This window comes from Streptomyces sp. NPDC037288 (assembly GCF_055603265.1).
On sequence record NZ_JBVJVY010000044.1, the window covers coordinates 1 to 22,670 of the forward strand.

At 72.3% G+C, this 22,670-nt stretch carries 19 protein-coding genes and 2 pseudogenes; 8 read left to right on the plus strand and 13 right to left on the minus strand.

Annotated elements, in window-relative coordinates:
• Positions 1-541: 541 nt before the first annotated feature.
• On the plus strand, positions 542-1,513 hold the full coding sequence (locus tag ACZ7GZ_RS34375) for an alpha/beta hydrolase (protein ID WP_471030323.1): 972 nt from the start codon (positions 542-544) through the stop codon (positions 1,511-1,513).
• 476 nt (positions 1,514-1,989) lie between these two features.
• A complete protein-coding gene (locus tag ACZ7GZ_RS34380; RefSeq protein ID WP_471030325.1) occupies positions 1,990-2,739 on the plus strand; it encodes an SDR family oxidoreductase in 750 nt (249 codons plus the stop codon).
• A 31-nt stretch (positions 2,740-2,770) separates the two neighbouring features.
• Here the strand turns inward: ACZ7GZ_RS34380 and ACZ7GZ_RS34385 are convergent, their stop codons facing one another.
• On the minus strand, positions 2,771-3,832 hold the full coding sequence (locus tag ACZ7GZ_RS34385; protein WP_471030326.1) for a YihY/virulence factor BrkB family protein: 1,062 nt from the start codon (positions 3,830-3,832) through the stop codon (positions 2,771-2,773).
• A gap of 104 nt (positions 3,833-3,936) precedes the next feature.
• Between ACZ7GZ_RS34385 and ACZ7GZ_RS34390 the strand changes: the two genes are divergently transcribed.
• Together ACZ7GZ_RS34390 and ACZ7GZ_RS34395 are read left to right on the plus strand one after the other, a co-directional pair.
• On the plus strand, positions 3,937-4,545 hold the full coding sequence (locus tag ACZ7GZ_RS34390) for a YdeI/OmpD-associated family protein (RefSeq protein WP_471030327.1): 609 nt from the start codon (positions 3,937-3,939) through the stop codon (positions 4,543-4,545).
• Positions 4,546-4,858: 313 nt separating this feature from the next.
• Positions 4,859-5,074 (plus strand): annotated as a pseudogene (locus ACZ7GZ_RS34395) (aldo/keto reductase); the annotation flags it as partial.
• A 10-nt stretch (positions 5,075-5,084) separates the two neighbouring features.
• Here the strand turns inward: ACZ7GZ_RS34395 and ACZ7GZ_RS34400 are convergent.
• Positions 5,085-5,162: a 50S ribosomal protein bL37 gene (locus ACZ7GZ_RS34400; RefSeq protein ID WP_373305753.1), complete on the minus strand. Its 78-nt coding sequence runs from the start codon at positions 5,160-5,162 to the stop codon at positions 5,085-5,087.
• Between the two features lie 153 nt (positions 5,163-5,315).
• Between ACZ7GZ_RS34400 and ACZ7GZ_RS34405 the strand changes: the two genes are divergently transcribed.
• Positions 5,316-5,789 carry a GreA/GreB family elongation factor gene (locus tag ACZ7GZ_RS34405; RefSeq protein ID WP_471030329.1) on the plus strand — a complete coding sequence of 158 codons (474 nt, stop codon included), beginning with the start codon at positions 5,316-5,318 and terminating at the stop codon, positions 5,787-5,789.
• Here ACZ7GZ_RS34405 and ACZ7GZ_RS34410 read toward each other — a convergent pair.
• The 4 genes and pseudogenes from ACZ7GZ_RS34410 to ACZ7GZ_RS34425 all read right to left on the minus strand — a co-directional run.
• Positions 5,786-6,592: pseudogene (locus ACZ7GZ_RS34410) on the minus strand (AAA family ATPase); the annotation flags it as partial. The gene ACZ7GZ_RS34405 and the pseudogene ACZ7GZ_RS34410 overlap by 4 nt on opposite strands.
• Before the next feature lie 76 nt (positions 6,593-6,668).
• Positions 6,669-7,046 carry an NUDIX domain-containing protein gene (locus ACZ7GZ_RS34415; RefSeq protein ID WP_471030331.1) on the minus strand — a complete coding sequence of 126 codons (378 nt, stop codon included), beginning with the start codon at positions 7,044-7,046 and terminating at the stop codon, positions 6,669-6,671.
• Positions 7,047-7,127: 81 nt separating this feature from the next.
• Positions 7,128-8,030, minus strand: a complete 903-nt coding sequence (locus ACZ7GZ_RS34420) for a YegS/Rv2252/BmrU family lipid kinase (protein ID WP_471030333.1) — start codon at positions 8,028-8,030, stop codon at positions 7,128-7,130.
• Between the two features lie 67 nt (positions 8,031-8,097).
• Positions 8,098-9,690, minus strand: a complete 1,593-nt coding sequence (locus tag ACZ7GZ_RS34425; RefSeq protein WP_471030335.1) for an FAD-binding oxidoreductase — start codon at positions 9,688-9,690, stop codon at positions 8,098-8,100.
• Between the two features lie 121 nt (positions 9,691-9,811).
• On the opposite strand from ACZ7GZ_RS34425, the gene ACZ7GZ_RS34430 reads away from it, so the two are divergent.
• On the plus strand, positions 9,812-10,411 hold the full coding sequence (locus tag ACZ7GZ_RS34430) for a TetR/AcrR family transcriptional regulator (protein WP_471030336.1): 600 nt from the start codon (positions 9,812-9,814) through the stop codon (positions 10,409-10,411).
• The gene (locus tag ACZ7GZ_RS34435; RefSeq protein WP_471030338.1) at positions 10,408-11,991 is read left to right on the plus strand and encodes a glycerol-3-phosphate dehydrogenase/oxidase; all 1,584 of its coding nucleotides are present in this window, start codon (positions 10,408-10,410) and stop codon (positions 11,989-11,991) included. The genes ACZ7GZ_RS34430 and ACZ7GZ_RS34435 overlap by 4 nt, the downstream gene beginning before the upstream one ends.
• A 62-nt stretch (positions 11,992-12,053) precedes the next feature.
• Here ACZ7GZ_RS34435 and ACZ7GZ_RS34440 read toward each other — a convergent pair whose 3' ends face one another.
• Positions 12,054-13,505 (minus strand): WGR domain-containing protein, encoded by a 1,452-nt coding sequence (locus ACZ7GZ_RS34440; RefSeq protein WP_471030341.1) that lies wholly within the window; start codon positions 13,503-13,505, stop codon positions 12,054-12,056.
• Between the two features lie 92 nt (positions 13,506-13,597).
• Positions 13,598-14,248 (minus strand): TetR/AcrR family transcriptional regulator, encoded by a 651-nt coding sequence (locus ACZ7GZ_RS34445; RefSeq protein WP_471030342.1) that lies wholly within the window; start codon positions 14,246-14,248, stop codon positions 13,598-13,600.
• Positions 14,249-14,409: 161 nt separating this feature from the next.
• Here ACZ7GZ_RS34445 and ACZ7GZ_RS34450 point away from each other — a divergent pair, with 161 nt between their 5' ends.
• On the plus strand, positions 14,410-15,195 hold the full coding sequence (locus tag ACZ7GZ_RS34450; RefSeq protein WP_471030344.1) for an SDR family NAD(P)-dependent oxidoreductase: 786 nt from the start codon (positions 14,410-14,412) through the stop codon (positions 15,193-15,195).
• Positions 15,196-15,230: 35 nt separating this feature from the next.
• Here ACZ7GZ_RS34450 and ACZ7GZ_RS34455 read toward each other — a convergent pair whose 3' ends face one another.
• The 5 genes from ACZ7GZ_RS34455 to ACZ7GZ_RS34475 all read right to left on the minus strand — a co-directional run bounded on the left by ACZ7GZ_RS34455 (position 15,231) and on the right by ACZ7GZ_RS34475 (position 22,655).
• Positions 15,231-16,835 carry an ABC-F family ATP-binding cassette domain-containing protein gene (locus ACZ7GZ_RS34455; protein ID WP_471030347.1) on the minus strand — a complete coding sequence of 535 codons (1,605 nt, stop codon included), beginning with the start codon at positions 16,833-16,835 and terminating at the stop codon, positions 15,231-15,233.
• 235 nt (positions 16,836-17,070) lie between these two features.
• Complete coding sequence (locus ACZ7GZ_RS34460) at positions 17,071-18,660, minus strand: multicopper oxidase family protein (protein WP_471030349.1); 1,590 nt, start codon at positions 18,658-18,660, stop codon at positions 17,071-17,073.
• Positions 18,661-18,974: 314 nt separating this feature from the next.
• Positions 18,975-19,946, minus strand: coding sequence for a threo-3-hydroxy-L-aspartate ammonia-lyase (locus tag ACZ7GZ_RS34465; protein ID WP_471030352.1), 972 nt, complete (start codon positions 19,944-19,946; stop codon positions 18,975-18,977).
• 158 nt (positions 19,947-20,104) lie between these two features.
• Positions 20,105-21,091, minus strand: a complete 987-nt coding sequence (locus tag ACZ7GZ_RS34470; protein ID WP_471030408.1) for an aldo/keto reductase — start codon at positions 21,089-21,091, stop codon at positions 20,105-20,107.
• An 823-nt stretch (positions 21,092-21,914) separates the two neighbouring features.
• Positions 21,915-22,655 carry a VOC family protein gene (locus tag ACZ7GZ_RS34475; protein WP_471030411.1) on the minus strand — a complete coding sequence of 247 codons (741 nt, stop codon included), beginning with the start codon at positions 22,653-22,655 and terminating at the stop codon, positions 21,915-21,917.
• Positions 22,656-22,670: the final 15 nt, after the last annotated feature.

The following is a 22,670-nucleotide window of genomic DNA, read 5'->3' on the forward strand; positions in this document are numbered from 1 at the left end:
AGGGCGATCTGGACGATCTCGAGCCAGACGTTGTTCTGGGCGGTGTCGTGCAGGGGAAGGTTGCGCAGGCCGGTCGAACGCGCGGCCCGGATGCGACGAGCAGGCCCGCAGGGATCGTGGGATCGAACTCCTAAAGCGGTGGTCAGCGCACCGTGGACTGTCCGTGGACCATGAGACCCTAACGGTTGCTTTCCTAGGACGCAGGGCTCTCTGGACCCATGTGCACAGGTTTGGCGAGGCAGCGGAGTGCACGCGCTGCCGGGAGCCAACCGGGGAGCCAACTGAGGCGTCCGACGACGAACGGACCCGAACCGCCACGGACAGTCGCGTTGTTCGCGCGCAGGTGGGCTACCGGGTTCCTCCTCCGCTTCCTGAGCCCTCGGTTAGTCCGGCCTTAACGGCACCGTAAGGGTCGCGCGGCTCCCCGCACCGGTCTACGGCCACCGGGCTCACCGCATGCGGAACGGGGCGAAACCGGGCAGGGTGGATGCACCGGCCGTACGCCCGATCTTCCAGTGCCCGGTGATTTCGAGGAGATGCGATGTCCGATGCCGTAGCGCCGGTCCAGCCGGTCCTGGAACCCGCGGCAGCCGAGTTCGCCAAGGCGACCGCCAACCCGCCCTTCCTCTTCGAGCTGCCGCCCGCGGAAGGCCGTAAGACGCTCGACGAGGTGCAGTCCGGCGACATCGACAAGCCGGTCGTCGACGAGGAGTGGATCACCGTCTCCGGCGGTCCGACGGGCAGCGTCCAGGCGCGGATCGTCAAACCCGCGGGAGCGGACGGGACCCTCCCCGTGATCCTTTACATCCACGGCGCCGGCTGGGTGTTCGGCAACGCCCACACCCATGGCCGCCTGGTGCGTGAACTCGCCGTCGGCACGGACGCCGCGGTGGTGTTCCCGGAATACGACCTCTCCCCCGAGGCCCGCTACCCGGTCGCCATCGAGCAGAACTACACCGTCGCGCAGTGGGTCGTCGAGCAGGGCGCCACCAAGAACCTGGAAGGCTCGCGGCTGGCCGTGGCCGGCGACTCGGTCGGCGGGAACATGACCGCCGCGCTCACGCTGATGGCCAAGGAGCGGGGCGGCCCCTCGCTGGTGCAGCAGGTGCTGTTCTACCCGGTCACCGACGCGAACTTCGACACGCCCTCCTACCACCAGTTCGCCACCGGCTGCTACCTGCGCCGCGACGGCATGCAGTGGTTCTGGGACCAGTACACGACCGACGAGGCCGAGCGCGCCCAGATCACCGCCTCCCCGCTGCGCGCCACCACCGAACAGCTGACCGGCCTGCCCCCGGCGCTGGTCATCACCGGTGAGGCCGACGTCCTGCGCGACGAGGGCGAGGCCTACGCCAACAAGCTCCGGAAGGCCGGCGTCCCGGTCACCGCCGTGCGTTTCCAGGGCATCATCCACGACTTCGTGATGCTCAACGCCCTGCGGGACACCCACGCGGCCCAGGCCGCGATCGACCTGGCCGTCCGCACCCTGCGATCGGCTCTGCACACCACCTGAGATCCGTCCGGGGGCACGGTCCGCCCGCTATGCGCGGTTGCCGTCGCACAGCGACCACACCTCCCGCAGCAGGGCCGGGTACTCCTCGCCATACGTGGCGACGCCCGCGTACACCGCGTCCAGAGCCGCCCTGAGCGGGTCGGGGTCGCGGCGGCGGCGAGCAGCGCGGGTATGGCCATGTGCGGCTGGGAGAAGCGCAGGGAGGGGTCCGGCTCGCCGATGGTGACCCACACGGTGTACTTCGACGCTTCGTCGGGCGGGGCCGTCGGTGCCCCGGGCGGCTCCGGCGCCGCGGGTGTCCCCTGCGCGCGTCCGGTGCGGAGGTGACGGCGTCGAGAACGCCCACGGCGATCACGTGTAGCGGCCTGGTTCATCCCGGCGCACCCCGGCAGAGCCGAGTTCCCCGCCCCCGCAGCCACCAGGTCGAGGTCCGTTCGCCGCCAGCCTTCCGCACCCCCCGCCGGTGAGATGGAGGCATGACTTCACAGACAGCTCTGAACGGCAAGAAGGCCCTGGTCACCGGCGGCAGCCGGGGCATCGGTGCGGCGACGGCACTGCGGCTGGCGCAAGAGGGCGCGGACGTGGCCGTGACCTTTGTGCAGGGGAAGGAAGCGGCTGAGGACCTGGTACGGGAGGTCCAGGCGCTGGGCCGACGGGCGGTGGCCCTGCGCGCCGACGCCGCGGACGCGGAGGAGGCGGCGGGCGCGGTGGGCCGTGCGGCCGAGGCACTCGGGGGGCTGGACGTCCTCGTGAACAACGCGGCCGTCGGGCTGATGCAGCCACTGGAGAGCATGTCGCTCGCCGACGTGGACCGCCTGATCGCCGTGAACGTGCGCGGGGTGTTCCTGGCCGCCCAGGCCGCCGCCGCGCTGATGGCACCCGGGGGACGCATCATCACCCTCGGCAGTTGCCTCACCCACCACACGCCGGGCCCCGGTGCCACGCTGTACGCACTGAGCAAGTCGGCGGTCGTCGGGCTGACGAAGGCACTGGCCCGTGAGCTGGGCGGGCGCGGGATCACGGCGAACGTCGTGCATCCGGGCCCGACCGACACCGACATGAACCCCGCGGACGGGCCCTTCGCCTCCGGCCAGGCCGCCATGACCGCCCTCGGCCGGTTCGGCAGGGCCGAGGAGGTGGCGTCGGCGGTGGCCTACCTGGCGGGACCGGAGACGGCGTACGTGACGGGCGCGGAACTCGCGGTGGACGGCGGGTACGCGGCGTGAGGGAGAGGGGGCGGGAGGCGCCGCGCCGGGGTCACGTCCTGTGCAGCCGGCGTACGTCCTCCTCGTCCCACTTCCTGGTGTCGCGGGGCTGGGTGTAGGGCTCGGTCCGGGGCGGATGGCCGCCGGCGACGGCCCGTTGCCGCACGGTCTCCGCGTCGAACTCCAGGCCCAGCAGGATCGCCAGGTTGCTGATCCACAGCCAGACCAGGAAGACGATGACACCGGCCATGGTGCCGTAAGTCTTGTTGTAGGAGGCGAAGTTGCCGACGTAGAAGGCGAACCCGGCGGAGGCGATCATCCAGATCGCCAGCGCGAGGACGCTGCCGGGGGTGATCCACTTGAAGCCCTTGACCCTGGCGTTGGGCGTCGCCCAGTACAGGATCGCGATCATCATGGTGACCAGCAGGACCAGCACCGGCCATTTCGCGATCGACCACACCGTCAGTGCCATGTCGCCGACTCCCAGGGCCTGGCCGGCGTGGCGGGCCAGCCCGCCGGTGAAGACGACGATCAGCGCGCTGGCCACGGCGAGGACCATCAGGACGACCGTGACGCCGATCCGTACCGGCAGGATCTTCCACACCGGGCGGCCCTCCGGCATGTCGTAGACGGCGTTGGCGGCGCGGATGAAGGCGGCCACGTAGCCGGAGGCCGACCACACCGCGAGTACGAGGCCGGCGACGGCCATGACGGAGCCGGTGCCGGAGTGGCTCTGGAGCTGCTCCACGGCCCGGGTGAGGATGTCCCGGGCGGAACCGGGCGCGAGATGCCTGAGGTCGGCCAGCACCTTGTCGGTGACCGACCTGCCGGCGACGGACAGCAGCGACACCAGTACCAGCAGCGCCGGGAACAGGGCGAGGACCCCGTAGTACGTCAGGGCGGCGGCCCGGTCGGTGAGCTCGTCGTCCCGGAACTCGCGTAGCGAGCCCTTGAGCACGGCTCCCCAGGCCCGCCTGGGGAGCTTCGCCGGGGTGTCGGGGGCGGCCCGCTCGACCTGCCGGTCGGGCCCGGCCTCCTCCGGTGCCGGTACGTGGGGCGCCGGAGTCGTGTCGCCGCCGTGGTGGTGGCGCCGGGGAAGATGCAGCTTCGCCATGCCGGTCGGGTAACCCGGCGGCGCGTCCTCAAGCCCCGGGGTCCGCGGGAATCGGCCGGGGCGCCCGATTGACCGCACCACCGGGGTGGGTTTGGATGTGGCGCATGCCGGGTGCAGCGCAGACGGGTGGGACACGGAACGCGGCCGATCAGGTCCTCGCCTTCGCCTCGCAGGAGGCGTGGGAGAGGTGGCTGGAGGAACATCACGCCGAGGTGCGGGGTGTCTGGCTGAAGATCCCGAAGAAGGACTCCGGGCTGCCCGGCGTCGACTACGCGGGAGCACTCGAGTCCGCCCTCTGCTTCGGCTGGATCGACGGGCAGAAGAAGAAGCTGGACGAGCGGCACTGGCTGCAGCGGTTCACCCCGCGCCGGCAGGGCAGCAAGTGGTCGAGGGTGAACCGCCAGAAGGCCACCGAACTCACGGAGCAGGGCCGGATGCGACCGGCCGGCCTGCGGGAGATGGAGAAGGCCCGGGCGGACGGCCGTTGGGAGGCGGCGTACGCGAACCAGGCCGCGGCCACGGTGCCCGACGACCTCCGGGCCGCCCTGGAGGCCGCCGGACCGGAGGCGCGGGACTTCTTCGCCGCCCTCGACAGCCGCAACCGGTACGCGATCCTCTACCGGATCCAGGACGCCAAGAAACCTGAGACCCGGGCGGCGCGCATCCAGAAGTTCGTCGCCATGCTCGCCGCACAGCAGAAGATCCACCCCTGACGGCGGCCCGCTCCGAGCGAGACCGCCCCCGTGCCCACCGCCGCCGGGATGCCCTGTGTGCCGTCCATGGCGACGGCGCAGAGGTTCTTCGCCGTGCCGTCGAGGACGGCGCCGGAGGGCACGGTGCCGCGAGGCCGGCCAGGCACGTGAGCCGGAGAGTGACCGACGCGAGCGGGGACTTCACGAGGGACTGCCCCGTGGTTTGGAGCCAGTCCTCACACCGTCGACATGTACGGCGTCGGCGCCAACGAGGAGTTCCTCGCGCCGTTCGCTGCGTACTCGCCGCTCGGCCGGGGCTTTTTGACCGGGTCCTGCCTGGGTGCAGCAGCGGGCGCAGATGCCCGGTCTGACCGTGGTGCCGATCCCCGGAACCCGTAGGCGCAGCCGCCTGCTCGAGAACGCCGCGGCCACCAGGATCACGCTGAGCGCCGAGGAGTCGGCCCTGCTGCAGCCGATCGCGGGCCAGGTGGCGGGCGACCGTTACGCGGACATGTCCCTCACCTCGGCGGCCAGGCAGTCGCGGGCATGAGGCCGGCGCATCAGCACTGGGGCCGTTTCCCGTGGTTGGCGGCATGACCGCGTCGCGACTTCTTCTTACGGCGTCGCTTCGAGGACATGGGAACCTCCTGAGGGAGAGGAAAGCGATACGGACGGACTATCCATGAATACGCCATATCCGGACTGATCACCTCTCCACTCACCGCCCTCGTTGATAAGATGCATAAAATGTCCGACTCATGAATATCCTCCCCTGGACCAGAGGAGCCGGAATGGCCGGTGACCCGAAGCCGATCAGCGCCACGGCCCGTCATGCGCTGGAGCGGGAGCTGGCCGATCTGCGCGACGAGCGCCGGCTCGTCGCCGGCTCGCTGCGCGACAGCGCCGGTGTGGGTGACCAGGCCGACCAGGCCGACGAGTTGCGGCGCGTCGATCAGCTCGGCCGTCTGGACCGCCGTATCGAGGACATCACCGAGCGGCTGCGCCAAGCGGACGTGGCCGGGCCTCCCCCCACGGATGAGGTCGGCGTGGGCAGTACGGTCACCGTCCGCTTCCCCGACGGCTCGCAGGAGGCACTCCAGATCGGCGAGGTCGCCGAGGCCTTCGACCAGAACCTGGTCACCTCGGACAGCCCGCTCGGCCGTGCGCTGCTCGGGTGCCGCGCGGGTGACTCGGTGCACTTCGACACACCGGACGGCCCGTCGAGCGCGGTGGTCGTGTCGATCGGGGACGGTCAGCCCCTCTAGACGGCAGGCTCGCCGCAGCCGCTGCCCTGGCGCACCGTGCAGTGCAGTGAGTCGTGTTGTACGTCGGCGACGACGGTGTCGCCGGGCCCCGCCTCACCGCCGAGCAGGAGGCCGGCGACGCGGTTGTCCGGTTCCGCCTGGATCGTGCGGCGCAGCGGCCGGGCGCCGAACTCCGGCTGGTGACCGTGCGCGACGAGCAGCTTCTTCGCCGCCTCGGTGACCTCCAGTGCGATGCCCTGGGCGTGGACGCGGTGTCTGCTCCGGTCCAGCAGCTGGTCCACGGTCTTCCCCCGGTCGTCCTCGGTCAGCCCGTGGAAGACGATGATGCCATCGATCCGGTTGAGGACCAGGATCCGGTGCGCGCCGATGTTGGACGTCATGATGACGACGCAGTGCCGGAAGTCGACGGTACGGCCCTGGGCGTCGGTCAGCCGGCCGTCGTCCAGGATCTGCGAGAGCGTGTTGAAGACGTCCGGGTGCGCCTTATCCACCTCGTCGAACAACACCACGCCGTACGGCCGGCGGCGCACCTTCTCCGTCAGCTGCGAGACCGGAATCCCCCCGATGCCGGCGAGTTCGCCCTCCACCTCGGCGATCTCCCGCTTCAGCTCCGCAGCCTTCTCGAAGTCCTCGCCCGAGACGGCCTGTTCGAGTTCACGGCGGAGTCCGGCGATACGGTCCTCGCGGCTGACGATCTCCGTGGAGCGCCCCACGCCGCGCAGCCGTACCCGCGCACCGGCCTGGTCCATCACATCGATGGCCTTGTCGGGAAGGAAACGGTCGGTGACACAGCGGTCGGACAGGGTGCGCCTCGTAGGAGCCCCGCAGCCCCGTGTACCGGATCCCCCGGCGGATCGCTGACCGCGGGCCCGGCCGGGCTCATACGGGCGTGTGTCCTTGAAGGTACGCGCGTACGGCTGCCGGGAGCACGGCGTCGGCGGCCTCGGGGATCGGCACCCAGCGCACCTGCTCCGGCGCGAGGCTCGCTCCGTCCGACGGGGACCCGCTCAGCAGCTGGCACACCACCGCCGACGCCCCGTCCACCGGGGCCGTGTCGTGCGGGGCCAGGGACTCGGTGCCGTCGACGAGGTAGCCGGTGAGTTCGTAGACGACGCGCGCCGCGGTGGCCTCGGCCGGCTCGGCCGGTTGCGGAGTGCCCGACGGCAGCGTCCACGCGTCACCGTCCGCCACCAGCAGCAGCCGTCCGTCGTACAGGACGACCGCCTGTACCACGCCCTCGGCAGGCTCCAGCCTCATGACCGACCACCTCTCCCCCGGCGCGCCCGGCCGGGTCCTCCTCCCCTACCCAAGCCCGGCCCGTCCTGCACCGACGCCGCGTCACCTCCCGCTGGCCGGCGGTCGGTACAGCACCGGCAGGTCTCCGGGCCGTACCCGCACCGTCACCGGGAGGGTGGCGTCGACCTCGCCGTCGGCGCCGTAGGGGACGGGCCGGTTCGCCTCGATGCGCAGTTCCCTGCCGCGCAGGACACGCACCTCGGGGCGGTGGATGTGGGCGCCCGTCGTCAGCTCGTTCATGAGGGCGAAGAACAGCCTGCGCGGTGCCTCGCGGATCATCACCACGTCCAGCAGTCCGTCGTCGACGCGCGCGTCGGGGGCGATGAGCCGGCCGGAGCCGTAGTAGGGGGAGTTGGCGGCGACGACCGTGTAGCCGCGGTGGGTGTGCTCCTCGCCGTCGACGGTGACGCGGTAGTCGGCCGCCCGCCAGGTGGTGACGGCGCGCAGGCCGCCCGCGTAGTAGGAGGCGGCGCCGCGCAGCAGCCGGGCGTGGTTGGCGTGCCGGTTGGCCACGGCGTCCACACCGGCGTAGACGCTGCCCAGGACCACGGTGCCCTTGTGGACGGCCGACTCCACCTCGATGGTGTCGACGGGCCGGGGCTCGGCGTGCAGCAGGATCTCGGCGAGTGCGGCGGGGTCGGCGGGCAGGTTCAGGGCGCGGGCGAAGTCGTTGCCGCGTCCCGCGGGTACCAGGCCCAGGACGGTTCCGGTGCCGCTCAGCGCGCCGCCGATGCCGCCGGCGATCCCGTCGCCGCCGACGGCCAGCACGATCCTGCCGCGCTCGCCGGCGCGGCGGGCGATGTCCTGGGCGTGGGCGAGGCTGTGGCTGTACTCCGTCTCCAGCTCGGCTCCTGCCTCGCGCAGCAGCCGGGCCAGGTGCAGCAGGGTCGCCGCCCCGGTGGAGCCGCCCGCGGTGGGGTTGACGACGGCGGTGAACTGTCGCATCGGTGTGCCTCCGAAGCAGGCGGATCTGATGGGTCGGCCGGACTGGTGGACGAGTCGTATCAGGGGGTCAGTCGGCGGGGAGCAGGACGCCGGGGTTGAGCAGGTCCTCGGGGTCCAGGCGGCGCTTCACGGCGCGCAGCGCCGAGATGCCGAGCGGCCCGGCCTCGCGGACGTACCAGTCGCGGTGGTCGGTGCCGACCCCGTGGTGGTGGGAGATGGTGCCGCCGGCGGCCAGTACGGCTTCGTTGGCGGCGTGCTTGGCGGGCGTCCAGTGGGCCACCGGGTCCTCGCCCTGGGCGCTGACGACCGTGAAGTACAGGGAGGCGCCGTTCTCGTAGACGTGGGAGATGTGGCACATGACCAGGGGCGGGGTGCCGGCCTCGGTGAGGGTGTCGGTGAGCGCGGTGCGTACGGCCGTGTACAGGTCGGGGATGCGGGACCAGAAGGCCGCGGTCTCCAGGGTCTCGGCGAAGGCGCCGACGTCGAGGAGGGCGTCGCGGAGGTACGGCGCCGAGTAGCGGCCGTGGGCCCAGCGTTCGCCGGGTTCCGCTCCGACGAGGGTGCCGCCGCAGGCGGTGAGGACGGCCGCCGCCTGCTCCCGGCGCAGCGCGGTGTCCTCGGCCGTGCCCTCGTAGCCGGTGATGGCCAGGCAGCCCGCCGCGCTCTGCGTCAGGTCGCCGCCGATGGCGTCGGGCTGGGCCAGGCCGATGAGGGTCTCGGTCTCGTCGGACAGCCGCAGCACGGTCGGCCGGGGGCCGTCCTGGGCGAGCCTGCGCAGGGCGGCTGCGCCCTCCTCGAACGAGGCGAACCGCCAGCCCTCGTAGATCCGTTCCTGCGGCAGCGGGCGGATGCGTACGGTGACGGAGGTGATGACGCCGAAGGCGCCCTCCGAGCCGAGGATCAGCTGGCGCAGATCGGGGCCTGCGGCGGAGCGCGGGGCGCGGCCCGTCTCGAGCGTGCCCTCGGGGGTGGCGACGGTCAGGCCGAGGACCATCTCGTCGAAGCGGCCGTAGCCGGCGGAGGCCTGTCCGCTGGAGCGGGCCGCGGCGAAGCCGCCGATGGTGGCCCATTCGAAGGACTGCGGGAAGTGGCCGAGCGTGAAGCCGTGTCCGGCGAGCAGCGCTTCGGCCTCGGGGGCGCGCAGGCCGGGTTGGAGGACGGCGGTGCGCGAGACGGGGTCCAGGTCGAGCAGAGCGTTCATGCGGCGCAGGTCCAGGGCGATGAACGCGGTGCGCTGGGGGGCGAGTCCGCCGACGACCGAGGTGCCGCCGCCGAACGGGACGACGGCGAGGCCGTGCGCGGCGCAGGCGCGCAGCACGGCGAGGACCTCCTCGTGGCAGGCGGGCAGGACCACGGCCTGCGGGACGTCCGAGAAGTCCCCGGTGCGGATGCGCAGCAGGTCGGGTGTGGACTTGCCGCGGGTGTGGCGGATGCGGCTCTCGCTGTCGGTGCGGACGTGGTCGTCGCCGCCGACGGCCTCGGCGAGGGCCCTGAGCGCGGCCGGGGCGGCCGTGGTGCCGGGCAGGCGGATGTCCTCGAGGGAGAGGGCGGGGGTGGTGCGGGGCTTGACGCCGAGCAGGTCGCGCAGCAGGCCGGTCACCGAGTCGGGCAGCGGTGCCGCCTTGGCCGGGTCGCCCCAGCCGTTCCACAGCATGTCCATTGAACGGTCGTCCTCACAGGTCGGTGTGCTCGGTGTGCTCGGTGCGCGCGACGGCCGGCGGCCGTTCCCAGGGCTGACGGTGGCTGCTCCGCCCGGCCCCCGGAGCGTTACACTGTGACACATGACGCCTATTCGTCACAACGGCTCGGACAACGATCATGTGCTCGACGCGGTGCGCGACTGCGTGCTGGCCGTCGGAGTCCGCCGCACCACCCTCGCCGACGTGGCCCGCCGCGCCGGCGTGTCACGGATGACGCTCTACCGGCGCTGGCCGGACCTGCGGACCCTAGTCGGCGACCTGATGACCCGTGAGTGGATCGACGTGGCCACCCGGGCGATCCCCGAGCCCGCCGACGGCACGGACACGCGCACCCGGATCGTGGACGGACTGGTGGCCGGAGTCGAGGCCTTCCGGGCCCACCCGCTCTTCCGCAAGATCATCGACGTCGATCCGGAACTGCTGCTGCCGTATGTACTCGACCGGCGCGGGGCGAGCCAGGAGGCACTGCTGATCCTGCTGGCCGACGCGGTGCGAGCGGGCCACGCGGACGGGTCGGTACGCCCCGGCCATGTCGAACGGCAGTCCCGTGCCCTGCTGTTGACGGTGCAGTCCTTCACCCTGTCCCTGCGCACGATGACCGACGAGGACGATCCGGAGCTCGACTCCACCGCCTTCCTCGCCGAGTTGCGCACCCTCCTGGAGAGGACCCTCACGCCATGAGCCACACCAGGTCCCACGCGGGCTCGTCCCTCAGCGCCCACCGCCGCAGGCGGGAGCTGGCCGAGGCCGCGGACGGCAGGGTCGCCGACGTCCTGGTCGTCGGTCTCGGCGCCACAGGAGCCGGAGCCGCACTCGACGCGGCGGCACGCGGGCTGGACGTCGTCGCGGTCGACGCACACGACCTCGCCTTCGGCACCTCCCGCTGGAGTTCGAAGCTCATCCACGGCGGGCTGCGCTACCTGGCCTCCGCACAGTTCGACGTCGCGCACGAGAGCGCGGTCGAACGTGGGGTGCTGATGACCAGGACCGCCCCGCACCTGGTGGCCGCCCAGCCGTTCGTCCTGCCGCTGACCCCGCTGGTGTCCAAGGCCCAGGCCTCGCTGGCCTGGGCCGGGTTCCGTGCCGGGGACATGCTCCGGATGGCCGCCCGGACCCCGCGCCAGGTGCTGCCCGCGCCGCGCCGGCTGTCGGCCACGGAGACCCGGCACCTGGCGCCCTCGGTGCGCGCGGCCGGGCTGCGCGGCGGACTGCTGTCCTGGGACGGCAGGGTGACCGACGACGCCCGGCTGGTCACCGCCCTGGCCAGGACCGCCGCCGCGCACGGCGCGCGGATACTCACCCGGGTCAGGGTGCTGCGGCTGACCGGCACGGGCGCCCGGATCCGCGACGAACACACCGGCGAGGAGGGCGAGATCAGGGCCCGCGCGGTCATCAACGCGGCCGGGGTCTGGGCGGGCGGCCTCGTCGAGGACATCCGGATCCGGCCCTCCCGCGGCACCCACCTGGTCCTGCGCTCGGAACGGCTCGGCGCCCTGCCGGCCGGCCTGCACATCCCTGTCCCCGGCGAGACCAACCGCTTCGTCCTGGTCCTGCCCCAGGGCGACGGCCGGGTGTACGTCGGCCTCACCGACGAGCCGGTCGAGGGCGGGATCCCGGACGTCCCGGAGGTACCCGAGACGGACATCGGCTTCCTGCTGGACGTGCTCGGCTCGGTCCTGGACGCGCCGGTGGCCCGCGAGGAGGTCGTCGGCGCCTTCGCCGGACTGCGCCCGCTACTGGACACGTCCGGGCACGACGGCCGGGACGGTGCGTCCGCGCGCACCTCCGACATCTCCCGCCGGCACGCGGTGCTGGCCTCCCCCGACGGTGTCACGACGATCGTCGGCGGCAAGCTCACCACCTACCGGCGGATGGCACAGGACGCCGTGGACGCCGCGACCGCCGCCCGGGGCCTTCCCGCCGCCCCCTCCCCCACCGCCGCACTGCCGCTGGTCGGCGCCGCCGCACCCGCCCGGCTGCGCACCCTGTCGGCGCCCCGGCGCCTGGTCCGCCGTTACGGCGTCGAGGCCGAGGCCGTCCACGCCCTCGCGGCGCAGGACCCGGCCCTGGCCGAGCCGGTGCTGCCGGGCCACCCGGTCACCCGCGCGGAACTGCTGTGGGCGGTCCTGCACGAGGGCGCGCTGGACGAGTCCGACCTCCTGGACCGCCGTACCCGCATCGGTCTGGTACCGCAGGACCGCGCCGAGGTGCTCTCCGTGGCACGGGAGGTGCTGGCGGAGGCGGCGGTGGCGCGCCCCTGACCCACAGGGCCGCAGGCTGGGGCCCCAGGCCGACTGGGCACTTCACGGATCGGAGCAGAGCCTCACAGCAGGCGGCGGATGTCGCCGCGGACCCGGTAGAAGCCGCCCGCCGCCTGGTGCAGGGCGTCCACGACGTAGCGGGCGCCCGGCTGGCGTATCGCGCGCGGGAACTGCACCTTCCAGGAGGGGTCGTAGCCCTCGGACACCACGTGCACCCGAAGCCGGCCGCCCTCCTGCACGCACTCGACCACGACGGTTCCCGAGGGAGCCCGCTCGACGGTGGCCACCGCGGCCACGGCGGTGGCGGGTGCGTAGGTCGGCAGGGCGGCGGCGAGCTTGACGTCGCGTGCCACCGGCACCGTGCCCTGCTGGGCCGCGGCGATGGCCGTCTCGCTCGCGTCGACGCACACCAGCGAGCCGTCGGTGGTCACCAGGTACAGCCGCTCGTCGCGGTACTGCATCGACAGCGCCGAGCCGCCGCCCGTGCCGAGCTTCCACAGGCGCGTGCCGTCCCGGTCGAAGCAGTAGACGGACGACGCGGCGTCCCCGGCGAAGACGAACCGCCCGCCCGGGGACGTGGCGCACGAGTAGACCGCGCTGTCGCAGGCGTACGTCGCCTCGATCGCGCCGGTCGTCTTCGACAGCCGCTGGACCACGCGGTGTCCGGTGCCCGCGTAGACGGCGTCGGCCTCCTGCCAGCCGAACAGCACGCTGCCGTTGGTGGCGGTGTGCCACAACTCGCCGCCGCCGTCGGGGGCGTAGGCGGTGACGCCCCTGTGGTGGCCGTGGTAGACGGCCCGGTCGTCGGCGCGGACCATCCAGGCGTGTTCGCCCTGGCTGCGGCGGGCCCACTGGTGTTCGTCCTCGTGGTCGATGACGGTGAGCCGGCCGGCGCGGTCCGAGACGTTCAGGACGCCCTCGTGGATGTCCAGCCAGAAGATGTCGACGTCGGCGGCGATGTCGTACGCGGCGAAGGGCAGTTTGGAGGAGAGGTCGTAGACCTTGCCGTCGTCGCAGCCGGCGTAGATCCAGAAGTCGTCGGCGACCAGGCACTTCACTCCGTCCGGGAGGCTGAACCGGGCGAGGACGGCACCGTCGTGTCCCAGGGTGTAGACGTCACCCGCCTGATTGCCCACCCAGCAGTGCTCTTCGTCGACATGGATGCCGAACGCCGAGGAGCCGGTGCGGAACCGCCACAGCACGGGCGCCACCGCCCGCGCGGTGGACGGGGCCGAGCTGACCTGACGCCGGGTCACCGCGCGCGGGGCGCGCTGCCCCTGGACGGCCGGGGCATAGCCCTTGCGGACCTTCTCCCCCACCTTCTTCGCGGCGGCCGCCCTGGCCTTCTCGGCGGTCGCGAAGGTCGTGGTCTGGGTCTGCCCCGCGGCACCGATCCTTCCGTACCGCACCGTCACCACCGAACCGTCGACGGTCACCTCGTAGAACTTGTGGGCGCCGCCGCCCTCCTGCGACAGCTCCAGATACGTCGTCGACACCGCGGACGCCGTGGTCATGGCAGACCCCTCCCCAGGGACGGACCCGCGGCCGTTCCGGCAGGTCCTCACTGATCGAACCGTAAGGGCGACCACTGACAACGGCCCGCCGGCTATCCTCCGCTGTTGCGGTGCGGCGCCAACGCACCCATTCCGCCGACCAGTTGGCGCAGGCAGTGGACCGCCAGGGCGGCCGGTGCGGACTCCCCCGTCACTCCCGCCTCCGTGTCGGCCCAGGTCTCCAGCGCGATCCGGATCGCGTCCGTGGCCGCCGCCGCGACGAGTCGCACCTGAACCGCCTCGAGACGTCCGTCCGCGAGGCGGGCTAGGACCGGGACGAGCCGTTCCTCCGACTCCTGGTTGACGCGGTACCACACCGCGCGCAGCGCGGGATCGTCGGCCGCCGCCCGCAGCAGCCCGCGGGTCCGCAGCAGCGCTCCAGCGGCCTCTTCGTCAGGTGCCGCCAACGACCGCTCCACCGCCGTCTCCAGCGCCCGGGACAGGTCCGTGCCCGGCTCCGCCGCCTCCAGCAGGGCCCGCCACCGGTCGGCTCCATCGGCGAGCAGCGGGCTCACCGCGTCCTGCTTCGAGCGGAAGTAGCGGTAGAAGGTCCGCAGCGCGACGCCCGCGTGCCGGGCGATCTCCTCGGCCGTGGTCGCGTGCGGTCCCCGCGTGGCGAACAGGTCCGCCGCCGCGTGCGCGATCTCCAGCTGCGTGGCGGCCTTGCGGCGCTCGGTCAACGAGGAGGGCGGCTTGGTGCTCACTCCAGAAGGGTACGGCCCGAAGCCAGGGGACGGCAGATAATGCCGATGTGGCAAAACGTGTCACCTAGGCGTAACGTGAAGCGCCGGAGGACGCCGCCAGCGAGGCGTTCCGGCGTCACGAACGGCCCCGCCGCGCACCGGCAGGGCGGGCAGGAGAAGACATGAACCGCTACGAAGGCCGCCGCGCGCTGATCACCGGGGGTGGCTCGGGCATCGGCCAGGCCACCGTGCTGCGCCTCCTCGCCGAGGGCGGCACGGTGGTGGCCGCGGACGTGAGCGAGCGGGGCCTGAAGGACACCGTCGAGAAGGCCGGTGCACACGCGGAACGCCTCATCCCGCTCGTCGTGGACGTCGCCGACGAGACCTCGGTGCGCGAGGGGGTCGCCGCCGCGACCGCCGCGCTCGGCGGACTGGACGTGCTGGTCAACGCCGCCGGGATCCTGCGCTCCTCGCACACCCACGAGACGAGCCTTCCGGAGTTCACCCGCATCCTGCAGGTCAACCTCGTCGGCACCTTTCTCGTGATCCGCGAGTCCATACCGGCGCTGCTGGCAGGCCGGGACGCGGCGGTCGTCAACTTCAGCTCCACCTCGGCCCAGTTCGCGCACCCGTACATGGCGGCGTACGCGGCGAGCAAGGGCGGCATCCAGTCGATGACGCACGCCCTCGCCGCCGAGTACGCCCAGCGGGGCATCCGGTTCACCGCCGTCCAGCCCGGCTCCATCTCCTCCGGGATGACCGACGGCAGTGGCGCCAGCGGGCAGAGCACCGGACCGGGGCTGCCCGAGGACGCCGACATGACCCTGTTCGCCAAGCTCTCCCCGGCGCTCGGGCAGGGCTTCGCCGGCCCCGAGACGGTGGCGTCGGTCGTCGCCATGCTCGCCTCGGCGGACGGGACGTTCATCACCGGCACGGAGATCCGCGTCGACGGCGGCACCCACTTCTGACCGCGTGACGGCGGTCAGGGGCCGGGGGCTGGCGGCTACACGAGGGCGACCAGGGACCGGTAGTCCTCGCTCCAGAGGTCCTCGTCCGCGTCCGGCAGGAGCAGGACACGGTCGGGGCGGAGGGCGTCGAGGGCGCCCTCGTCGTGCGTGACCATCACGATGGCGCCGGGATACGTGCCGACCGCGGCCAGGACCTCGTCCCGGGAGGCCGGGTCGAGGTTGTTGGTCGGCTCGTCCAGCAGCAGGACGTTCGCCCCGGAGTGGACCAGTGCGGCCAGCGCCAGCCGGGTCCGCTCGCCGCCCGACAGGACACCCGCGGGCTTGCCGGTGTCGTCGCCGCTGAACAGGAACGCGCCCAGCACCCGCCGTGCCTCGCCGCTGTCCAGGTGCGGTGCGGCCGCACGCAGGTTCTCCAGCACCGTGCGGCCGGTGTCGAGTGTGTCGTGCTCCTGGGCGAAGTAGCCGAGGCGCAGTCCGTGCCCGCGCACCACGCGTCCGGCGTCCGGCTGCTCGGCACCGGCGAGGATCCGCAGCAGGGTGGTCTTGCCGGCGCCGTTGAGTCCCAGCACGACCATGCGGCTGCCCCGGTCCACCGCCAGGTCCACCCCGTGCAGGACCCGGTGGCCGCCGTAGGACTTGGCGAGGCTGATCGCGCCGAGCGGCGTCCGCCCGCACGGGGCGGGCTCGGGCAGCCGGATCCTCGCGGTCTTCTCGGTGCGCCGGGCCGGTTCCAGCCCGGCCAGCATCCGGTCGGCGCGGCGGGCCATGCTCCTGGCCATGGTGGCGGTGGCGGACCGGGCCTTCATGCGGTCCGCCTGTGCGTGCAGGGCGGCGGCCTTGCGTTCGACGCCGGCCCGCTCCCTGGTACGGCGCCGCTCCTGCGTCTCGCGTCGCGTCGTGTACGTGGTCCAGCCGGTGTTGTGGACGTCGATCACGGCCCGTCCGGAGTCCAGGTGGAAGACCCGGTTGACGACGTCGGCGAGGAGAGCGGTGTCGTGGCTGACGACCACCAGTCCGCCCTGATGGCCTTGCAGAAAGCCGCGCAGCCACCCGAGCGAGTCGGCGTCGAGGTGGTTGGTGGGCTCGTCCAGCAGCAGGGTGCCGCGGCTTCCGGAGAACAGGATGCGGGCGAGTTCCACGCGCCGCTTCTGTCCGCCGGACAGGGCGCCGAGCGGCTCGCCCAGGACTCGTTCAGGCAGCCCGAGCCCGGCGGCCACCCGGGCGGCCTCGGCTTCGGCCGCGTAGCCACCGCCCGACTGGAAGGCGGCCTCGGCACGGGCATAGGCGTTCATCGCCCGCTCCAGCGCCGCCGGACGGGCGGCGTCGGCCATCGCCGCCTCGGACTTGCGCAGTTCACGCAGGGCGGTGTCGAGGCCGCGGGCGGACAGGATCCGGTCGGTGACCGTGACGGCGGGGTCGGCGGCACGGGAGTCCTGGGCGAGGAAGCCGACCGGACCGGTGTGCGTGATCGTGCCGGCGGCGGGCCGGGACCGTCCGGCGAGCGCGGTCATCAGGGTGGTCTTGCCGGCGCCGTTGCGGCCGACGAGGCCGATCCGGTCCCCGGGGGAGACGGTGAAGGAGACACCGGAGAGAAGCAGGCGCGCACCGGCGCGCAGCTCGACATCACGAGCGGTGATCATGGGTAACGCTCCGACATAGCAGGAGAACACACTTCTGGCGTGGAAGCGGGTCCTCAGCTAGGAGATGCGGGGCGTAGACATGCCGTCACGGTAACGGACGCGTGCCGAGCGGCGCATCCGTTTTCCCGGGCCGGGGTCCGGTTCCCGGCTGCTGCCCGGCGCGGGAAGGCGCACCCGCGCCGGGCACGGGAACCGGTCAGTTCCCGAGAGTGCACCAAGTGCCGGGATCAGCCGGTCACTTGAGGTATCCGAGGATGGTCATCATGCCGCTCTCCGAGTGGTACTGGTTGTGGCAGTGGAGCATCCACAGGCCCGGGTTGTCGGCGTCGAAGTCGACGACGAGTTTGCGGTGGGGCAGCACCAGCGCGGTGTCCTTGCGCGTCCCCACGCCGTCGAGGCCGGTGACCGCGAAGGTGTGGCCGTGCAGGTGCAGGGGGTGCCACATGTCGGTGGCGTTGATGAGGGTGAGCCGTACCCGCTCACCGGGGCGCACCGGGTGGCGCCTGCGAGGGTCGTAGGGCTGGTGGTCGAAGCCCCAGTCGAACCTGCGCATGTTGCCGGTGACCCTGATACGCAGCTCACGGTCGGGTTCACGGTCGTGCAGCGCCACGGACTCGTCCGGTACGAGACGTCGCGCGGGTACCACCCTCCCGTCCAGTTCGTCCGGGCGGACGTTCCGCCCGGGAATGCTCCTCCCCCCGTCGGTGCGCAGCACGGCGAGTGCCTGGCCCTGCTTCCCCTCCGCGAGTGCGACCAGGGGGAACACGCCGTCCTCGGCCGTCACCAGGACGTCGTACCGCTCGGCCATGCCGACGAGGAGCGCGTCGGTCTCCGCGTGCTCCACGGGATAGCCGTCGGTGTGCGTGACGGTCATGGTGTGGCCGCCCAGCGCCACCCGGAAGGCGGTCTCGGAGCCCGCGTTGATGATGCGCAGCCGGACGCGGTCGCCCGGACGGCACCGGAACACCGGGGGGTTGGCCGGCAGGCGGCCGTTGGCGAGGTAGTACGGGTAGGCCACACTGCCGCCGGGGCTCTCGAGCATCCGGCTGTACGAGGTGCGCAGCACCCGGGAGGGACCGGTCGGCAGACCACCGCGTCCGGGACCCATGGCCATGCCTCCGCGCCCCATGGACATGCCCGTGCCGGGCTGGAGCTGGTCGAGCACACGGTCCGGGGTGGAACCGTTCACGCCGTCGAGCCAGTCGTCCAGGACGACGACCCATTCCTTGTCGTAGGAGAGGGGTTCCCTGGGGTCGTCGACGATGAGCGGGGCGTACAGCGCCCGGTCGGGCTGGACTCCGACATGGGAGTGGAGGAGATAGGTGCCCGGGTGGGAGACGGTGAAGCGGTAGGTGAAGTCGGCGCCCGGGCGGATGGCGTTCTGGGTGACGGCGGGGACGCCGTCCATGTCGTTGCGCAGGCGCACTCCGTGCGCGTGGAGCGTGGTGGCGGCCGGCAGCCGGTTGGCGAGGCTGAGGTTCAGGACGTCACCGGCAGTGACGCGCACCACCCGGCCGGGCAGTGTGCCGTCGTACGCCCAGCTCCGGACGGTCCGCCCGCCCAGGTCCAGCGTGGCCTGGGCGGCGGTGAACGCAAAGCTGCGCACGGGTCCGGAACCGCGTCTCCGCTCGGCGGCCAGGACCTCCGGACCCGACGGGTCGACATAGGTCCCGGACCGCGGCGGGCCGAAGGCGGACTCGCCGAGGGCGGTCTCCTCGGGGCCGCGGTGGGGGCGGAGAACGGAGTCGGTACGGGCAGGCAGGAATCCCGCGCCGGCGGCAGCGAGCGGGGCACGGAGCAAGGTACGCCGCGAAGGAGTGTGCATGGCTGTAATAAGCCACAATTTGCGGCGTGATAGGGGGAAATGCGGCGCTTGCGTCGGTGATGTCGGACTCCGTGACCCAGTCGGCGGGCGATGCGCCGGGCCGCGCCGCGGACGGCCGGCGGCGGCGCCTTCGGTTCCGGGGACGTCGGCTGACCGGCAGGCGCCGACCGGTCGGCGACGCGGCTCTGGGCGGCGGGCACGGACCGCGGTGCACCTGTCATGGCCGGTTGTTGAGCGGCTCGGTTGTTGAGCGGCTCGACTGTTCAGCGGCTCGACTGCTGAACGGCCCGGCTCACGCGGCACCGTAACGCCCTTCAGCTGCCGAGGAGTTCGGTGAACCGGTGGGTGTCGATGTTGCCGCCGGAGGCGATGATGCCGATGCGGGGCGGGAGGTTGTCGACGTGGCCGGCCAGGAGTGCGGCCAGACCGGTGGCGCCGCTGGGCTCCAGGACGATCTTCAGACGTTCGAAGGCGAAGCGCATGGCGCTCACGATGTCCGCGTCACCGACCAGGGCGATGGCGTCGACGAGGCGCCGGTTGATCTCGAAGGTGATCTCGCCGGGCGTGGGCAGGGCCTGACCGTCGGCGATGGTCCGGGGCACGGGCAGGGTGACACGGGTGCCGCACTCCAGGGAGCGCCTGGTGTCGTCCCCCTCTTCCGGCTCCACGCCGATGATCCGGATGCCGGGGTGCAGGGCCTTGGCGGCGGTGGCGCTTCCCGCGATCAGGCCGCCGCCCCCGACGGGTACGACCAGGGCGTCGAGCGGACCGGTCTCGTCGAGGAGTTCGAGCGCCGCGGTGCCCTGTCCGGCGATGACGTCGGGGTGGTCGTAGGGCGGGATGAGGACGAGGCCGCGGTCCTCGGCCAGCGCCGTACCGAGCGCGGTGCGGTCCTGTGTGTAGCGGTCGTACGTGACGATCTCGGCGCCGTATCCGGCGGTTGCCTCACGCTTGGAGCGCGGGGCGTCCTCGGGCATCAGGATGACCGCGCTGGTGCCGAGTTCGCGGGCGGCGAGGGCGGTGGCCTGGGCGTGGTTGCCGGAGGAGTAGGCGGCGATGCCCTTGGCCAGCTGTTCCACGGAGAGCCGGGCGGCGGCGTTGTAGGCGCCGCGGATCTTGAAGGCACCGGCGCGCTGGAAGTTCTCGCACTTGATGAACACCTCGGCGCCGACGAGGGCGTTCAGGGTGCGCGAGGTGAGGACGGGGGTGCGGTGGGCGACGCCTTCGATGCGCGCGGCGGCGGCTCGGACGTCGTCGAACGTTACGCGTGAAGCGGCGGCGGCCATGGCGGTCTCCTCGTCCCCGTCCCAGCGGCCGCACACCTGCACATCGGCCGATTGGACTAATTTTCCATTCCTGGACGAGGACTCTAGATACCGGTACGCCCGTCTGTCCAGGGAGCGGTCAGACGGGCGCGGGGTGGCGGCGTGAGGCGCGCTCGGCCTCAGTGACCGCTGATCCCCCTGGTCGTGTACGGCTCCTCGAGCTCCCGCACCTCGTCGTCGGTGAGCCGGAGGTCGAGCGCGGCCAGCGCGTCCGGGATGTGATGGGCCTTGGTGGCACCGACGATGGGTGCGGTGATACCCGGCCGGGACGCGACCCAGGCCAGGGCCACCTGGGCGCGCGGGACACCACGGCGGGCGGCGATCGCGGCGACGGCGTCGACGATCCGCTTGTCGTCCGGCTGGTACAGGGTCCGGCCGAAGGCGTCGGTCTCGCTGCGGACGCTGGCGGCGTCCCAGTCGCGGGTGAGGCGGCCACGGGCGAGGGGGCTCCACGGGATCACGCCCACGCCCTGGTCGGCGCAGAGCGGCAGCATCTCCCGCTCCTCCTCGCGGTAGAGGAGGTTGTAGTGGTTCTGCATGGACACGAACTTCGTCCAGCCGTGCCGCTCCGCCGTGTGCTGCAGCTTGGCGAACTGCCAGGCGTACATCGAACTCGCCCCGAGGTAGCGGACCTTGCCGGCCCTGACCACGTCGTGCAGCGCCTCCATGGTCTCCTCGACCGGGGTGTCGGGGTCGAAGCGGTGGATCTGGTAGAGGTCGACGTAGTCCGTGCCGAGCCGGCGCAGGCTGTGGTCGATCTCGGTCATGATCGCCTTGCGGGACAGGCCCGACCGGTTGGGGCGGTCGCTGCGGGCCGCGCCGTTCTCCACCGCGAAGTAGGCCTTGGTGGCGATCACGACGTCCTCGCGCCGGGTCAGCTCCCCGAGCGCCCTGCCGACGATCTCCTCGCTGGTGCCGGCGGAATAGCTGTTGGCCGTGTCGAAGAACGTGATCCCCGCGTCCAGGGCCTGGCGGATGAGCGGGCGGGCGGCGTCCTCGTCCAGGGTCCACGGGTGCGGCCCCCGGTCGGGAACGCCGTAGCTCATGCAGCCCAGCGCCAGCCGGGAGACTTCCAGGCCGCTCGTGCCGAGCTTGACGTACTCCATGGTGCGGTTCCCCTCGTCGGTGTGGTCCCGCCGGGTGCGCTGCGGCGCGGGGCTCGGGCATGGGCGGGACTTCTCCGTCTGCGTGATCATGATCGTATCGGGGTGGATCCGGCCGACGCCGCGTCGATCCGGGCCACGCTTCCGCCGGTTCGGGCCATGCTTCGGCCGGTTCGGGCATGCTTCCGGCGATCCGGGCCACGCTTCCGCCGGTTCGGACCACGCTTCCGCCGGTTCGGGCATGCTTACGTCGGTTCGGGCCACGCTTCCGCCGGTTCGGGCCACGCTTCCGCCGGTTCGGGCCATGCTTACGTCGGTTCGGGCATGCTTACGTCGGTTCGGGCCACGCTTCCGCCGGCTCGGGCATGCTTACGTCGGCTCGGGCCGTACCCTCCTCCGGTCCCCCGGCCCTCCCCGCCGTCGGCTCCGGCCCTGCTCCGCGAACTGGTCCGCCGCGTCACCGCTCCTCGGCCAGGGCGACGAGTTCGGCGAAGAGGCCGTCGGCGGGGACGAGGTCGTCGTAACCGCCGTGCACGATGACGCGGCCGCCCGCAGACGACGACGGTGACCGCGAGTCAGCCGAGCCTCCCTAGGCCGCCGACAAGGATCTGATCCGTGCCTTGAGCCGACCTCCTCGGCGCCCGTGATGTGACTTGGCGCCTGAGTCGGCGAGTTGGGTGTTGTGGTCGGCGAGCGAGCTGATCACCGCCCCGACACGCAAGCTCTCGCCGCCCGAATCGACCGAGACGACGCACCCCGGCCCCTCCGGGGTCATGGCGCACGAACACGCAAGGCTCACGTGTCGGGGTGTCGTCGAGGCTCCGCGTCAGGACGGGGCGAGGACGCAGAACTCGTGGCCCTCCGGGTCGGCCAGGCACGTCCACGGAACGTCGCCCTGACCGACGTCGAGGTCGGTGGCGCCGAGGGCCCGCAGCCGGGCCACCTCCGCCGCTTTGTCGCCACCGGGGTACGGCAGCAGGTCAAGATGGACGCGGTCCGGCACGGTCTTCACGTCGGGCGTGCGGAGGAACTCCAGATACGGGCCGACACCCTTGGCGGAGCGCAACGACGCGTGCTCGTCGGTCACCTCGTGCAGGGTCCAGTCCGTCGCCTCACCCCAGAACCGGGCCATGGCCCGCGGATCCGCGCAGTCGACCACCACCGCGGCGATCGGCCCGGTGTCCCGGTAGATCTCCCGGGGCTCCAGCACACAGAACTCGTTGCCCTCCGGATCGGCGAGGACCGTCCACGGCACCTCGCCTTGGCCCACGTCGGCGGGCGTCGCGCCGAGAGCCTTCAGGCGCGCGACCAGCTCCACCTGATGGTCCGCGGAGGTGCTGGCGAGATCGAGGTGCACACGGTTCTTCGTCGTGGTCTTGGGTTCCGGGACGGGAACGACGTCGATGCCGACACCGACCGGCTCCGGCCAGACGAGCCCGCCGCCGGGTCCGGCGTAGGTGGTCACCCCGGGGCTGTGAGCACTCCAGCCGAGCGCCTCCGCCCAGAACCGGCCGACCGCCGAGCCGTCAAGAGCCTTTATGTTCACTTGAACAGGTCGCAACGCCATGCCGGCGATCCTATG

What these genes read in the sequence shown, in the direction of transcription:
- ACZ7GZ_RS34390 (WP_471030327.1), top strand. Translation starts at nt 3,937, where the DNA reads ATGCCGGGTGCAGCGCAGACGGGTGGGACACGGAACGCGGCCGATCAG.
- ACZ7GZ_RS34455 (WP_471030347.1), bottom strand. Translation starts at nt 16,835, where the DNA reads ATGATCACCGCTCGTGATGTCGAGCTGCGCGCCGGTGCGCGCCTGCTT.
- ACZ7GZ_RS34435 (WP_471030338.1), top strand. Translation starts at nt 10,408, where the DNA reads ATGAGCCACACCAGGTCCCACGCGGGCTCGTCCCTCAGCGCCCACCGC.
- ACZ7GZ_RS34405 (WP_471030329.1), top strand. Translation starts at nt 5,316, where the DNA reads ATGGCCGGTGACCCGAAGCCGATCAGCGCCACGGCCCGTCATGCGCTG.
- ACZ7GZ_RS34385 (WP_471030326.1), bottom strand. Translation starts at nt 3,832, where the DNA reads ATGGCGAAGCTGCATCTTCCCCGGCGCCACCACCACGGCGGCGACACG.
- ACZ7GZ_RS34425 (WP_471030335.1), bottom strand. Translation starts at nt 9,690, where the DNA reads ATGGACATGCTGTGGAACGGCTGGGGCGACCCGGCCAAGGCGGCACCG.
- ACZ7GZ_RS34375 (WP_471030323.1), top strand. Translation starts at nt 542, where the DNA reads ATGTCCGATGCCGTAGCGCCGGTCCAGCCGGTCCTGGAACCCGCGGCA.
- ACZ7GZ_RS34470 (WP_471030408.1), bottom strand. Translation starts at nt 21,091, where the DNA reads ATGGAGTACGTCAAGCTCGGCACGAGCGGCCTGGAAGTCTCCCGGCTG.
- ACZ7GZ_RS34420 (WP_471030333.1), bottom strand. Translation starts at nt 8,030, where the DNA reads ATGCGACAGTTCACCGCCGTCGTCAACCCCACCGCGGGCGGCTCCACC.
- ACZ7GZ_RS34460 (WP_471030349.1), bottom strand. Translation starts at nt 18,660, where the DNA reads ATGCACACTCCTTCGCGGCGTACCTTGCTCCGTGCCCCGCTCGCTGCC.
- ACZ7GZ_RS34465 (WP_471030352.1), bottom strand. Translation starts at nt 19,946, where the DNA reads ATGGCCGCCGCCGCTTCACGCGTAACGTTCGACGACGTCCGAGCCGCC.
- ACZ7GZ_RS34380 (WP_471030325.1), top strand. Translation starts at nt 1,990, where the DNA reads ATGACTTCACAGACAGCTCTGAACGGCAAGAAGGCCCTGGTCACCGGC.
- ACZ7GZ_RS34415 (WP_471030331.1), bottom strand. Translation starts at nt 7,046, where the DNA reads ATGAGGCTGGAGCCTGCCGAGGGCGTGGTACAGGCGGTCGTCCTGTAC.
- ACZ7GZ_RS34400 (WP_373305753.1), bottom strand. Translation starts at nt 5,162, where the DNA reads ATGTCCTCGAAGCGACGCCGTAAGAAGAAGTCGCGACGCGGTCATGCC.
- ACZ7GZ_RS34450 (WP_471030344.1), top strand. Translation starts at nt 14,410, where the DNA reads ATGAACCGCTACGAAGGCCGCCGCGCGCTGATCACCGGGGGTGGCTCG.
- ACZ7GZ_RS34475 (WP_471030411.1), bottom strand. Translation starts at nt 22,655, where the DNA reads ATGGCGTTGCGACCTGTTCAAGTGAACATAAAGGCTCTTGACGGCTCG.
- ACZ7GZ_RS34440 (WP_471030341.1), bottom strand. Translation starts at nt 13,505, where the DNA reads ATGACCACGGCGTCCGCGGTGTCGACGACGTATCTGGAGCTGTCGCAG.
- ACZ7GZ_RS34430 (WP_471030336.1), top strand. Translation starts at nt 9,812, where the DNA reads ATGACGCCTATTCGTCACAACGGCTCGGACAACGATCATGTGCTCGAC.